The 14,635-nt window shown below is 64.7% G+C and carries 7 protein-coding genes; 6 read left to right on the top strand and 1 reads right to left on the bottom strand.

The features are described 5' to 3' along the window. Nucleotides 1-4: 4 nt before the first annotated feature. The 6 genes from VGG89_07410 (at nucleotide 5) to VGG89_07385 (ending at nucleotide 12,668) form a co-directional block, all read left to right on the top strand. A complete protein-coding gene (locus VGG89_07410) occupies nucleotides 5-682 on the top strand; it encodes a DUF969 domain-containing protein (protein ID HEY1976353.1) in 678 nt (225 codons plus the stop codon). Further along, on the top strand, nucleotides 679-1,644 hold the full coding sequence (locus VGG89_07405) for a DUF979 domain-containing protein (protein ID HEY1976352.1): 966 nt from the start codon (nucleotides 679-681) through the stop codon (nucleotides 1,642-1,644). The genes VGG89_07410 and VGG89_07405 overlap by 4 nt, the downstream gene beginning before the upstream one ends. Then, a complete protein-coding gene (locus VGG89_07400; GenBank protein ID HEY1976351.1) occupies nucleotides 1,641-2,615 on the top strand; it encodes a DUF2891 family protein in 975 nt (324 codons plus the stop codon). The genes VGG89_07405 and VGG89_07400 overlap by 4 nt, the downstream gene beginning before the upstream one ends. 72 nt (nucleotides 2,616-2,687) lie before the next feature. Beyond that, nucleotides 2,688-6,014 carry a choice-of-anchor Q domain-containing protein gene (locus VGG89_07395; GenBank protein HEY1976350.1) on the top strand — a complete coding sequence of 1,109 codons (3,327 nt, stop codon included), beginning with the start codon at nucleotides 2,688-2,690 and terminating at the stop codon, nucleotides 6,012-6,014. Between the two features lie 42 nt (nucleotides 6,015-6,056). Beyond that, nucleotides 6,057-9,311 carry a choice-of-anchor Q domain-containing protein gene (locus VGG89_07390; protein ID HEY1976349.1) on the top strand — a complete coding sequence of 1,085 codons (3,255 nt, stop codon included), beginning with the start codon at nucleotides 6,057-6,059 and terminating at the stop codon, nucleotides 9,309-9,311. 9 nt (nucleotides 9,312-9,320) lie between these two features. After that, nucleotides 9,321-12,668 (top strand): choice-of-anchor Q domain-containing protein, encoded by a 3,348-nt coding sequence (locus VGG89_07385; protein HEY1976348.1) that lies wholly within the window; start codon nucleotides 9,321-9,323, stop codon nucleotides 12,666-12,668. On the opposite strand, the gene VGG89_07380 is transcribed toward VGG89_07385, so the two are convergent. Next, on the bottom strand, nucleotides 12,652-14,559 hold the full coding sequence (locus VGG89_07380) for a multicopper oxidase domain-containing protein (GenBank protein HEY1976347.1): 1,908 nt from the start codon (nucleotides 14,557-14,559) through the stop codon (nucleotides 12,652-12,654). The genes VGG89_07385 and VGG89_07380 overlap by 17 nt on opposite strands. Between the last annotated feature and the right edge of the window lie 76 nt (nucleotides 14,560-14,635).

The following is a 14,635-nucleotide window of genomic DNA, read 5'->3' as shown; positions in this document are numbered from 1 at the left end:
CGCCATGATCGTTCTCCTGGGCGTCGCAGTAGTCGTCATTGGCTTCGCGCTGCGCTTCAATCCGCTGCTCGTGGTGATGGTCGCGGGAATCGTCTCGGCGTTGCTGGGCGGCATCAGTCCGCTGCACATTCTCGACGCGTTCGGCTCGGGTTTTGCAAGCAGCCGGTCGGTGACGCTCGCGTTCATCGTGGTGCCCGTCATCGGATTGCTCGAGCATTACGGTTTGCGTCAGCACGCCAAGCGGCTCATCGCGCAGGCGGCGGGCATGACCGCGGGACGATTGCTGCTCCTCTATCTCGCCATTCGGCAAGTGACGATCGCGTTCGGGCTCAATATCGGCGGGGCCGCGCAGATGGTGCGTCCGGTCATCTATCCGATGGCCGAAGGCGCGGTGATGCGCGCGCACGGCCATACGCCCGACCGGGTCACCGAGACCGTCAAAGCGCACGCCGCCGCAGCCGATACGATCGGCGCGTTCTTCGGCGAGGATTGCTTCGTCGCGATCGGCTCGATCTTGCTCATCACCGGTTACGTCAACGCGAGCTACCACACGAAGCTCGATCCGCTGCAGTTGGCGATCTGGGCCGTTCCGACGGCGATCGCCGCCTTCCTCATTCACGGATTTCGTTTGCTGCGGCTCGACGGCCGGCTCGCACGCATGATGAAAGAGCACGCAGCGTGATCTCGGCCGAGTGGATCTACTGGCTGCTGGGCGCGTTCCTGTTCGTCTCCGGCGTCCAAATCGCGCTCGATCCCCATCACAAAAAGCGCTGGACGAACGCGGCCTTCTGGTGCTTGTTCGGCGCGTCGATGTGCTACGGAAGCTTCGTTCCGAAGGCGCCGGCGTGGCTGCTCGGTCTCGCGGTCATCGCGATGGCATGTCTCGCGGGCTTCGGTTTTACCGGGGCCGATCGCGTGCACACGAGCAGCGACGACGAACGCGAAGCGCACGCCGCGCGCAAGAAACACTGGCTGTTCGTTCCGGCGCTCACCATTCCGGCGGTGACGATCTTCGTCTCCGTCGCCGGCGGCAAGATCGACATTCACGGAAAGCCGCTGCTCGCGGCCGGATCGGCGACCTTGGTCGGCTTAGGCATCGCCACGATCGTTGCGCTCCTGGTCGGGTGGCTGGTGCTGCGGCCGCCCCATCTCGGCGTCGCGCTCACCGAAGGCCGGCGATTGTTCGAATCGATCGGCTGGGCCACGCTGTTGCCACAGATGCTCGCGACGTTGGGTCTGCTCTTCGCGCAGGCCGGCGTCGGCACGCAAGTCGGTACGATCGTGCACGACATTCTGCCCGGCCACTCGCGCGTGCTCGCGGTCATCATCTACGCGCTCGGCATGGCGTGCTTCACCATCGTCATGGGGAACGCGTTCGCCGCGTTTCCGATCATGACGGCCGCGGTCGGCTGGCCGGTGCTCGTGCAGCAGATGGGTGCACATCCCGCTCCGCTCTTTGCCATCGCAATGCTGTCGGGTTTCTGCGGCACGCTCTGCACGCCGATGGCCGCCAACTTTAATCTCGTCCCGCCGGCGCTGCTCGAAATGCGCGACAAGTACGGGCAGATCAAAGTGCAAATACCGACCGCGATCGCGCTGCTGATCGTCAACATCGTCTTCTTGCTGGTTTTCCCGTTCTTATGATGCGCGACGAGCTGGCGGCGCGCATTCTGCCGGTCGTGCTGTCGAACGTCACGACGCATTATCCCTATCACGACGCGCACTTGAGCACGGCGAGCGACCGCCCACGCGATCCCGCCGTGGCACATCCGTCGTTCGGTAACTCCTACGATTGGCACTCCAGCGTCCATTCGCACTGGACGGGGCTGCAGCTCGTCGATCATTTCAGCCTGCATCCGCTGCACGAGCCCGGCACGCTTTCGCAGCTCGCCGGCGCCATCATCGATCACTTGAGCGCGAAGAAGCTAGCGGTCGAAACCGCGTATCTGCAAAGCCATCGCACCTACGAACGGCCTTACGGTTGGGCGTGGGCGATGCGGCTCGCGACGTGCGCGCGCTCGCTCCACGACATGGCGGACTGGATCGCGACGTCGGCGATCGCGTGGATGACCGCGATGCCCGAGCCGGTACGTCACGGCGTGCACTCCAACACGGCGTTCGCACTGGGACTCATGCACGACGCGGCACGCGTGCTGGATTTCGACGACTTGAAGCAGACCATCGAAACGCGCGCTCGCGACTGGTTCGCAAACGATCGCGACTGGCCCGAGCAATGGGAGCGCAGCGGACACGACTTTCTTTCGCCCGGCCTCGCGGAAGCCGACCTCATGCGCCGCGTCTTGCCGCGGGACGCTTTCGTCTCGTGGTGGAACGCGTTTCTGCCGGACCTTTCAAGCGACGCGCGCATCCTCGCGCCCGTCGACGTGCCCGACGTCCTCGACGGACAGATCGTGCACCTTCACGGACTCAATCTCTCGCGGGCCGGAGCGCTGGCGCGCATCGCGACCGCGCTCGACGACGCCGATCTCGTTGCCGCGGGCCGCCGTCTCTACGCCGCGAGCGCCGATCGCGCGGTCGACGGAGACTACCTCGCGACCCACTGGCTCGCGACCTTCGCCTGGGACGCCGCAACGAATATCGACGAAGCAGGCTAGCGCGTGCTTAGAGAAAGCAACCTGGAGCACTAATACTCCCGAGCGGGGTGGCGAACGCTTGGAGGTTGCTACATGTTGGGTCGCACGATTGCCCTTCTACTTGCCGGGGCTCTGATCGCCGGCTGCAGCGGCACGAGCCGCATCCTTCCGGGGACTGCACCCGGCGTCAGCGCGCCGCAGTTCGCCATTGCGCCCGATCGGGGCGAAATGCGCGTGTTCGTGAGCGTCCGCATTCCGCGGCGCAGCCGGGGTCGGCACGACGTGCATCCGGCGACGATCTCGCCGCTGACGCAATCGCTGTCGATTGCGGTCAATACGTCTAAGGCACAAATCTTCAATACGACGCCGGCGTCGCCGGGATGTACGGCCGGCACCGGGGGTACGACGTGCACGTTTGCCGCGCACGCTAAGGCGGGCACCGATACGTTTACCGTCACGACGTATAGCGGCGTCAACGCAACCGGAACTCCGCTCGATCGCGGCATCGTGGCGAAGGTTCCGATCGCCAAAGGCAAAGCCAATCACGTTGCCGTGAGGCTCGGGCCGCTCGTTACGACCACCGCCAACACCGGCACGGGATCGCTGCGCTACGCCGTCGCAACGGCCAGCGCGGGCGATACCGTGATGTTTTCGCTCCCGGCAGGCTCGACGATTACGCTCGCAACGCCGATTACCATCAGCGGCACCGTCACGATCGCCGGACCCGGCGCGACCGGCTTGACCATCTCAGGCGGCGCCGCGCATCAACTCTTCTCGATCGCCGGAACGGCGACGATCTCCGGTCTCACGTTGACGCACGGAAAGGCCGCGGCCGGCACACCCGGCGGGGCCATCTACAACGCCGGCTCCTTGACGCTGGCCGGCGACGTTATCGGCGGCAGCACATCGACCGTCGCGATACGGCGCGTACGCAGCCCAAAACCGACGCTCCGCATCGTTGCCAATGGGCTGCACCCGCATTGTACTGCGACCACCGCGGACGGCGGGGCCGTCTACAACAACGGTACGCTCGTCATCAGCGGCACGATCTTTAGTAACAACGTCATTCATAGCGTTGCAGGCTGCGTCACCGCTCAAGGCGGCGCAATCTTCAACGACGCGCTCGGAACGTTGACATCCACGAACGACCAGTACAACGGCAACTCCGCGCAGTCCGGCGGCGCGGTCTATAACGCCGCGATAGGCGAGGCCAGCTTCACCAACGACTCCTTTACCGCCAATACCGGATGCAACGCGTCGAGCGGCTGTCCGACGACCGGCTGCGGCACGACCACCTGCACGAGTAGCGCCTTTGGTGAGGGTATTGCCATTTACGATCACGGCACGGGTATCACCGTCGTCAACAGCACGTTTACGAATAACGTCGCCGGCGGACCGGTGCCGGGATCGGTGGGAGAGGGCGGCGCGATCGCGCTCGACACGAATTCGATCCTCGCAACGATCACCGGCAGTACCTTTACCGGCAATCGTGCCGGCGGCGGAACGTCGTCCTGCTCCACCGGCGCGGGCGGTGCCATCGTTGCCGTTAACCCGATCGAGCTCGATAACGACACGTTCAAAAACAACTCCGCAACCGGCGACGAAACGGGAGAGGGCGGTGCCGTCTTCGCCGAGATGGGCGTTACGGGTTCGAACGACATTTTCACCGGAAACAAGGCCGTCGGTTCGGGCGGCCACTGCACGGCCAACGGCGACGGTTACGGCGGTGCCGTGTTTTCCCTCGGCAACGTCACGTTCAACGGCAGCACGTTCTCAACCAACGCGGGAAGCGCGAACTTCGAAGGCGCGGGCGGCGCGATCGCCGGCGCCATGGACATCACGATCGATAAGGGCACGTTTACGTCGAATACTGCGACGAGCACCGGGATCAACGGTGCGACCTCCAACGAGGCGGCCGGTGGAGCGCTCTACGCTACCGACGTGGTAAAGGTCACGAGCAGCACGTTCACGTCGAACGCCATCTCGCTTGCGGGCACGTCGCCGTCGAGCGCAATCGGCGGTGCGATCGTTGCCGGAACCGCGCTCGTATCGACGGGCAGTACGTACACGTCGAACTCCATCAAGCAGACGTCGGGCACCGCCGGCACCGCAGCCGGCGGTGCCGTGGGCACGCTATCGGGCACGTGGATTTCCGACGGTGAAAAGTTCACGTCGAACTCGGTGACGGCACCCGGAACCGCGGGGGGCGGTGCCGGAATCGTCTCAACTGGTACGTGCATCATTAGCAACGACACTGTCACGTCGAACCTCGTGCGCGGGGGAGCAAGCCTAGGCGGCGTGGGCGGCGGCATCGCCGTCGGCAGCGCGTGCAATATCACGCACGTCGTCATCAGCGGAAATACGGCCACCCCTTCGGGTGCCGTTGGATTCGGCGCCGGCGGCGGCTTGTACGATACCGGCGGGTCGACGATTCTCAACAGCACGATTACCGGCAACACCGCAAAAACCGAAGGCGGCGGCATCATCGAAATGACGAATACCGAGACGATCACCAACTCCGTTATTAGCGGAAATACCGTCACCAGCGCAAGCGCTGCAAATGCAGGCGGCGGCGGCATCTATTCCGCCGGCGGCGTGAACCTCAATGATGTCACGATTGCGAACAACACCGTGACGATTTCCGGGCCGGGGCCCGCCGGCGGCGGCGGAATCTTCGATGCCGCCGGCATCGGCGACGTTTACACGACGATTTCCGGCAACAAGGTGCTCGGCACCGCACCCAACAGCGGTGGTGGTGGAATCTATACGAATGCCGGCATCATCTCCCTCGACAATACGATCGGGAACAATTCGTCGTCGGAAAACGGCGGCGGCGTTGACGTTGCCGGATCGGCAGTAACCTTTTTCGAGAACGCGACGATCTATGCCAACGCCGCCACGCACGCCGGAGGCAACGCGCTGGTCGGCGCCTCGGCCACGATCGAGCTCGTGAACAGCATCCTAGCCGGCGGGACGGCACCAACCGGAAAGGACGCCGCCAACGCCGGCACGTTTACGTCCAACGGCGACAACATCGTCGGCAGCGCGGTCACCGGATATACGCCTGCGGCGGGCGATCTCGCCGATACCGATCCGAAGCTGCTGCCGTTGACGAATAACGGCGGCCCAACGTTCACGTTCGCGGACCAGGCGGCGGGGGTGAGTCCCGGGACGCAGCACATCGCGTTTAGCAGCAGCAAATGCGGAACCATCTCAACCACGGTCGATCAGCGGGGCTTCACGCGCGGCGCCGGCGGAAAATGCGACGTCGGCGCTTACGAGCACGCCGGGGTCGCGACCGCGATCGGGCGGCGCCCGCCGTTGCACGTGAAGGTCAAACCGCACGTCCGAGGAGCCATTGCCGCTTCGGCCCTGTTCGCGAACCTCAAGCCGATGAAGCTGAAAGGCATTCCGCTGTAGGGCGGGACGCAACTCGGACGCCCCAGGCGCTAGCGTGTACGCATGAAGATGCGTACGATCGCCCTCGTTCTTACCGTCGCGTTCCTGGCTGGCTGCAGCGGCACGAACCGGCTACTTCCGTCAACTTTTTCGAGCGTTCCCGCCGTGGCGCCCGACGGCGCCGGCGTGACGGCGCTCGTACGGATGCGGATTGCGCGCCGGACCGGCCGCCGGCCCGGGATGCACCCGGCGACGATCTCGCCGCTTACGCAGTCGGTCGCGATCGCGGTCAATACCGCTAAAGCGCAAATCTTCAATACGACGCCGTCGTCGCCCGGATGCGCGATCGGCAGCACGGGGCTTACGTGCACGTTTGCGGTGCACGCCAAGGCCGGCACCGACACGTTCACCGTCACGACGTACGCCGGCGTCAACGCAACCGGTGCTCCGCTCGATCGCGGCATCGTCGCGAAGGTGCCGATCGCTAGCGGCAAAGCCAATCGCGTCGCGGTGACGTTAGGGCCGCTGGTCACGAACGCCGCGAACACCGGCATCGGCTCGCTGCGCTACGCGGTGGGCAGTGCGAACGACGGCGACACGATTACCTTCCTGCTCGCGAAGGGGACGACGATTACGCTCGCGTCGCCGATCGCCATCAACGGCAACGTCAACATCGCCGGACCGGGCGCCACGGACCTTGCGATTTCGGGCGGCAACGCGCATCAGATTTTTCAGATCGCCGGCACGGCTTCGATTTCGGGACTCACGCTCGCGCACGGTAAGGCCGCGCAGCCGGCTACGCCGGGCGGCGCAATCCAGAACACCGGCACCCTGACGCTCGCCTACGATTACATCGGCAGCAGCACGTCGATCGAAGCCCTTCGCCGCGCGCCCGGCAACGATCGCCGGCGGCACGCGCACACGCTCCATCCGCATACCTGCGGGAGCGTCACCTACGTCGAAGGCGGCGGCGTGTACAATGACGGTGCGCTGACCGTCTCGCACACGACGTTCAACGCCAACGTCCTCAAGAGCGACATTGCAACCTGCGTGCAAGCCAACGGCGGCGCGATCTACAACGACGTCGACGGAACGCTGAGCTCGACCGACGATACGTACACCGCCAATGCAGCTGCGGCAGGCGGCGCGGTGTACAACGCGGGAACGGGCGCCGCGACGTTCACCGACGACGCGTTTACCGCCAACTACGGATGCAACGCCGGCAACGGTTGCCCGAACATCGGATGCGGCGCGACCGCCTGCACGAGCTACGCGCTCGGCGAAGGTGCGGCGATCTACGACGCCGGCAGCGGCATTACCGTCGTGGGCAGTTCCTTCACCAATAATGTCGCCGGCGGCAAGTCGGCCGGCGCGATTGGTCAGGGCGGCGCAATCTATCTCAACTCCGACGTTCCAAGCATTGCGAAAAGCACGTTTACCGGCAACCTCGCCGGCGGCGGCACCACGTCGTGCTCGGGCGGCGCGGGTGGCGCAATCTACTCCACCAACGCGTTCGAAATCGACGGCGATACGTTTAAGAACAACGCCGCAATCGGCGACCAGAACGGCTTGGGCGGCGCCGTTGCCGGGGGCGACTCAATCACGGGCACCGGCGACGCGTTTAGCGGCAACGTTGCCTCATCGACGGGCGGTCCGTGCTCGGCTAACTCAACCGGTGCCGGTGGAGCGGTCTACTCCGCAGCCGACAACGTGACGTTCGCGAGCAGCACGTTCACCGGCAACTCCGCCTTTGGCGGCCGTGCCGCCGCTGCCGGCGCGCTCGGCGGCGAAAACGGTATCGTCAGCGACTGCACGTTCGCGTCGAACACGACGTTGGCCAACGGCGCCGGTGCGACGCAAGCCTACGGCGGCGGCGGCGCGGTTGCATTCGATACGTACGGCAAGATCGGCAGCAGCACGTTCACCGGAAATACCGCGACGGTTGACAGTTCCGTCGCACAAGGCGTCTTCGCCGGCGCCGTCAGCGTCGCGACCGGACCGTTCGTTTCGACGAACAACAGGTATACGTCGAATAAGGCGATTGAAAAGAACGCTCCCCAGGGCGCGATCGGCGGCGCGATCGCCGCACTCAACGACCAGCTCCTTTCGACCGGCGACACGTTCGCGTCAAACTCCGCGACGGGCGTCTTAGGGGCCACGGGCGGCGCGGTGGCCGCAACGAGCGGCGCCCAGATCAGCAATGCCACGGTGACGTCGAACGAAGCGATCGCACCGCAAGCGTCGGGCGGCGGCATCGCGATCGGCACGAGCGGTACGCTCACGCACGTGATCGCAACGAAAAACGTCGCCACCGGAACGCTCGCAACCGGCGGCGGCCTGTTCGACGTCGCCGGCTCGTCGATTTCCGACAGCACGTTTTCGCAAAATAGCGCGACGTCGGCGGGCGGCGGCATCTTCGCGGCAAACCTCAGCGAAACGATCCTTTCTTCGACGATCGACGACAACGTCGTGACGAAGGCCAACTTCGCCGCGGCGGGCGGCGGCGGGATCTTTGCCGAGAACGGTCTCAGCCTCGCCTATTCAACCGTTGCCGGCAACACGCTCACGGTGAGCGGCCCGGGACCCGCCGGCGGCGCCGGCATCTTCAACAGCGGCGGCCTCGTACTCTACGAGAGCACGGTGTCCGGCAACACGCTGCTTGGAACCGCACCGCAAAGCGGCGGCGGCGGCATCTTTTCGCTCGATCAAATCATCGCGCTCAACAGTACGATCAGTAATAACAGCTCGTCGGGCGACGGCGGCGGACTCTACAACGCGGACAACGCGGTCAACGAGCTCATGAACGTCACGCTCTTCAAGAACGCGGCGAAGGCCGGCGGCAACATCATGAATATCGCCGCGGGCGCGCTTAGCTTGCAGAACACCGTCGTCGGCGGCGGTACCGCGTCGACCGGCCCGGACATCGACAATCCCGGCTCGATCACCTCGGCCGACTACAACATCATCCAAACCACGCCGGCCGGTACGGCAATCACCGGCACGACCACGCACGATCTCATCACGGATCCAAAACTGGTAGCGCTCTCGAACAACGGCGGCCCGACCTTCACGAACGCCGATCAAGCGACGAGCCCCGGACGCGGTCGCATTCCGTTTTCGAGTTCGGCTTGCGCGGGCGTTCCGGTTCCCACCGACCAGCGGGGCTATACGCGGGGCGCCGGGGGTCACTGCGACGCCGGCGCCTTCGAGTATGCGGGCGTCCCGACGGCAATCGCCCGCCGTCCGATCCTTCCGAAACACGCCTTCCGGCATGCGCGTCCAGGGGTATGGACGCTTGGGGGACGCCGCATGCTGTAGAGTGGACGCATGAAGAAGCGTGCGATCGGACTCTCTCTGGCCGCCCGAGTGGCCGCCTTTACTCTTACCGGCGCCCTGATTGCCGGCTGCAGCGCGAGCAGTCGCCTGCTCCCGGCGGTTCCGGGAGGCGCATCAGAGCTCTCGGCCCCCCGAGCCGGGGACGGCGCGGCGCCGGATCGCTCCGGCGCGGGCAGCGTCCGAGTTTTGATGCAGATTCGGATTCCGCGGCGCACGAGCCGGCGGAGCGGCCTGCATCCGGCGACGATCTCGCCGCTGACGCACTCCGTCTCGATCGCGATCGACACGGCGAAGGCGCAAGTCTTCAACACGACGGCCACCTCGCCGGACTGCACGACCGGAAGCACCGGTACGACGTGCACGTTTGCCGCGCACGCACCGGCCGGCACCGACACCTTTACGGTAACGACCTACAGCGGCGTCAACGCAACCGGCGCGGCACTCGACCGCGGCATCGCGCTGAAGGTTCCGATCTCCAAAGGTAAAGCCAATCACGTTGCGATCAAGCTCGGTCCGCTCGTAACGACCGTCGCGGATACCGGCACCGGATCGCTGCGCTACGCCGTGCAAACTGCCGGCAGCGGCGACACGATCACGTTTTCACTCCCCAAACCGTCGACGATCACGCTCGCGTCACCGATCCTCATCAGCGGAGCGCTGACGATTGCGGGACCCGGCGCAGCCGACGTTGTTCTTTCCGGCGGCGGGACGCATCAGCTCTTTAAGATTCAAGGCAACGTAACGATCTCGGGGCTCACGCTCACGAAGGGCAAGGCCGCAACGCCGGGACAGCCGGGTGGCGCGATTTTTAACATCGGTAACCTGACCCTCGCGAGCGACACGATCGGGAGCAATACGTCTACCGCATCGTTCCGGCGCGTGTCGGTGAACATGCATTCACTGAAAATGTTCGGACTGCATCCGCATTGCTCTACGACACCCGCAGAAGGGGGAGCAATCTTCAACGGCGGCACGCTGACGATGTCGCTCACGACGTTTACCGGCAACAAGGTCTCGAACGATGCCGCGCTGTGCATCGTCGGCGAGGGAGGCGCAATCTACAATACCGCAACGGGAAACCTGAGCTCCACGCACGACACGTACACCGGCAACGCCGGGGCTGAAGGCGGCGCGGTGTATTCGACCAGCCTTGGAGGGGCCACGTTCACCGCCGATACGTTTTCCGCCAACACTGGATGCACGGCTGCCAACGGCTGTCCGACGACCAGTTGCGGCGCAACCAGCTGCACCAGCCACGCCGAGGGCTTGGGTGCCGCGATTTACGACGCGGGTGTCGGCGTCACGGTCACCGATACCACCTTCACCGGCAACGTCGCCGGCGGTAAGACGGCGGGCTCGCTGGGAGAAGGCGGAGCGATTTATCTCGACTCGTTATTTCCCAGCATCACGCACAGCACGTTCACCAGCAATCTCGCCGGCGGCGGTACGGCGTCATGCTCGTCCGGGGTCGGCGGCGCGATCTACGCGCAAAACTCTGCCGAGCTCGACAGCGATGCGTTCAATACCAACGCGGCAACCGGCGACCAGATCGGCGCCGGGGGTGCCGTCGTGTCGGCGGTTACTCTCACGGGCACCGGCGATACCTTCACGGGCAACAAAGCGACCGGAACCGGGGGCCCCTGCACCACGAGCGCCACCGGGTTCGGCGGCGCGATCTACGCCGGGGGCCCGGTCACGCTTACGAGCAGCGCGTTTTCCGGCAACGCCGCGGTGGGTGCCCAAACGGGCGCAGCGGGCGCGATCTTCGCGACAAGCGTGACGCTCTCCAACTGCGCGTTCACCTCGAACGCCGCGACGGGAACCGGTACCGCTGGTGCGACCGCTTCTGCCGGTGAGGGCGGCGCCGTAGTCGCCGGTACGGGCGCTACGATCAGCGGCAGCACGTTCACGAGCAATAGCGCAACGGCCGAAGGTTCCGTCGGGACGGAAGGGCTCGGCGGCGCGCTCGTGGTTGCCGGCAGCGCCACGGTCGCGTCGACCGGAAACACGTTTACGTCAAATACCGCGGCGGTTAAGACGGGGGCGGGGATCGCGGCCGGCGGCGCCGTCGTGGTTGCCACATCGTCGGCATCGCTGGCATCGACCCGCGACACGTTCTCGAAGAACTCCGTCACGACCGCCGCCGGTACGGCGATCGGGGGAGCGGTCTACGCTACGGGCGCCCCCACGATGTTTTTCGCAACCATGACGTCCAACTCCGCAAGCGGCAAAATGAGTGAAGCCGGCGCGCTCGCACTAACCGGCACCACGGGAGGTACGCTCTTTCACCTCGTCGCGACCGGGAACAGCGCGACCGGTACGACGATCGGCGCGGGCGGTGCGGTGATCGATAGTGCCGGCGCGACGATCTACGAGAGCACGATCTCGGGAAACAGCGCAACCTCGGCAGGCGGCGGAATCCTCATCGAGACGAATGCTGAAGTGGTCTTCGAGTCGAGCGTCAACGGCAACGTGGTCCCCAAAGCGAATTTTACATTGGGCGGCGGCGGTATCGGCAACGCGGGCGGCCTTACTTTGGACGCGTCGACGGTGTCCGGCAACAGCATTACGGTAAGCGGCGCAGGACCAACCGGCGGCGGGGGAGTTTTCAGCACTGCCCCCTTCACGTTGACGGACAGCACGATCTCGGGCAACAAGGTGCTCGGGAGCGCGACCGAAGCCGGCGGCGGCGGGCTGTTCTCCTCCGCCTCAATCACGGCGACCAACAGCACGATCAGCAACAACACCTCGTCGCTGGTGGGCGGCGGCATCGCAAGCACATCGGCAAGCAGCGCCACGTTAGAGAACGTCACGCTCTTCAAGAACGCGGCGACCAAACAAGGCGGCAACATCTACAACGACAGCAGCTCGTTCACGCTAACCCAGAGCGTCGTCGGCGGCGGAACGGGTTTGACCGGTCCCGACATCGACAATCCGGGAACGATCACGTCAGGCGATTACAACATCATCCAGACGGCGGTCGCGGGTACGGCAATCACGACGATGTCGCACGATCTGACCGCCGACCCGAAGCTGCTTCCGCTCGCCGAGAACGGCGGTTCGACGTACACGAACGCCGATCAATCGACGAGTCCCGGAAAAGCCCACATCCCGTACTCCGGCTCGATGTGCGGAAGCGTCTCGATTACTGCCGATCAGCGCGGGTACACCCGCGGCCACGGCAACGTTTGCGACTCGGGTGCTTACGAACTCGCGGGCATCGTGTCGGCTATCGCACACCGGCCCGGGCATCGGAAACCGGCGTCGTCCCACCATACGGGCAAAACGCCGATCCCGCTGCCGCATATTGCGCCGATACGGATTACTCTACCCGAATGATGCCCATCATGCCCCGGTCTTCGTGGAAGAGCATGTGACAGTGGAAGACGAACGTGCCGCGCGGCACGTTGCGAAAATCCATCAGCACGCGCACGAGGCTCGGCTTGACGAGCGGATATTGCCGATCTTTGGGATTCGGTAACAGGGTGCCGACCGGATCCCACATATCGTCGATGGTAACCGGCGCACCGTCGGGGCCGCCGTCGAGCTGCACGAAGGACATTTGATGGATGTGGAACGTGTGCGACTCCATCGTCGCATTGAATACGTACCACTCCTCGACCGATCCGCGCTTGACGGTGATGTCGGCGTGCGCGGGAACCGTTTGGCCTTTTGCAAACTGCGGATAGAAGGCGTGCTCGTGAAAGTTCGCATTCGTCGTATCGGTGATGAAGTACGAGGAATGAATCGGGATCTTCTTGCCGGTTGCGGGAAAGAGATACTCGGTAAAGGTGATCGCGCGCTTGCGCACCAGCGCCGGATGAGCGCGCGCGTACGCGACGAGCTTGGCCGCCGGAGTGTCGGCAACGTTGACCGGCTGCGACGCGACGGCGGGAGCCGGATCGTCTTGCGTTACCGCCGTTCCGGTGACGCGCAGCAGCGGATGCGGGAGCTGTAAGAACGCCATCGATCCTTCGCAGTAATGCGTCGACCACAGCGTGTAGGTACGTCCGGCCGGCACGTCGAGCAGAATATCGCTGCGATTCGCCGACGAAACCATCAGCTTGTCGACGGCGAGATAGCGCGCGAGCGGATGCGCGGCATCGCCGCTGAGCGGATTGGCGTCGATCTCGACGACGTGCATCGGCACCGTGTTGCCGCTCTCGTCGCGCAGCTTGAGCGCTTTCGGCGAATCCGACGTGCCGTTAACGATGCGCAAAAGTTGATCTCGTCCGCCCGGAACCGTAAGCGTCGCGGGAACCGCGTGACCGTCGACACTCAACACCGCTTCGGTGTTGATACCGTCGCACGCGTTGGGATCCATCGCGACTCCGGCCGCGCTCAGCGGAAAGCCCAGCGGCCACGCGGGCGGATGGAACGGATCGTAGGCAACGGGCTTGACGTTTTTGAGCGCCGCCTCGTGCAGCATGCCCGCGATATACAGCGCGGTGTTGTCAGGCATGTATTGATAGTCGACTTTAGCCGGCCAGTCGTACGCCAAATACACGAGATGATCGGCCGACGGGGCGATTTGCGGCGTATCGGGCTCGACGATCCAGACGCCGGCCAGTCCGCCCGCGATCTGTTCGCCCGCGCCCCCGTGCACGTGCGGATGATAGTAGTACGTTCCCGGAGGCTGCGACGGTGGAATGTCGATGTGGTATTCGCACGCCTGCATCGGCGTGCTCAAGGTCGAGAGAAAAATATTCTCTTGCAGCGCCGGACCTTGAAAGCCGTGCAGGTGAACGTTCGTATCGACCGCGAGCTTGGGCATCCACGTGTCGTCGATTTCGTGATTGAGGTAACCAGCGTAATGGACGACCTTGGCCGGCGGCATCGCCATCGGCATGCATTCCGGCAAAACGTTCGATGCGACGAACTCCCCCCGGCTCTGCGATGAAATGTCGTTGGCGATGCGCAAATCGAAGCGTTCGCCGCGCCGCACGACGATCACCGGGGCGACGGCGCGTGAGACGCCGTCGAGCTTATAGCGATAGCAGTAACGATCGCGCTCTTTGTGCACGCCGAGCACGAGCTCGTTACGGCCGCCGGCGTCTTTGGGCAGACTCCACACGTCCACCCGTTGCGGTTCGGTAAAGGCGCCCATTAGCGGTTCGCCGCACGGCGACGGCGTATGCGGGGCTTTTGCGGCGCCGGGCGCGGCGTGTAAGAGTGACAGCCCTAAAAACGCTAAAAGCAGCGTCGCTAAAACGCTTGCTCGTCTGGTCATGTCCGGAGCTTACCTAGCGGCGAACGGCAGACCTCTTTAACCGCGCGCAACAGCCTAAGCGCCAGGCCGTCCGCCC

This window comes from Candidatus Baltobacteraceae bacterium (assembly GCA_036488875.1).
Classification (GTDB): domain Bacteria; phylum Vulcanimicrobiota; class Vulcanimicrobiia; order Vulcanimicrobiales; family Vulcanimicrobiaceae; genus JAFAHZ01.
Note: the sequence above shows the minus strand (reverse complement) of the source record. Positions and strands in the feature narration are given on the sequence as shown.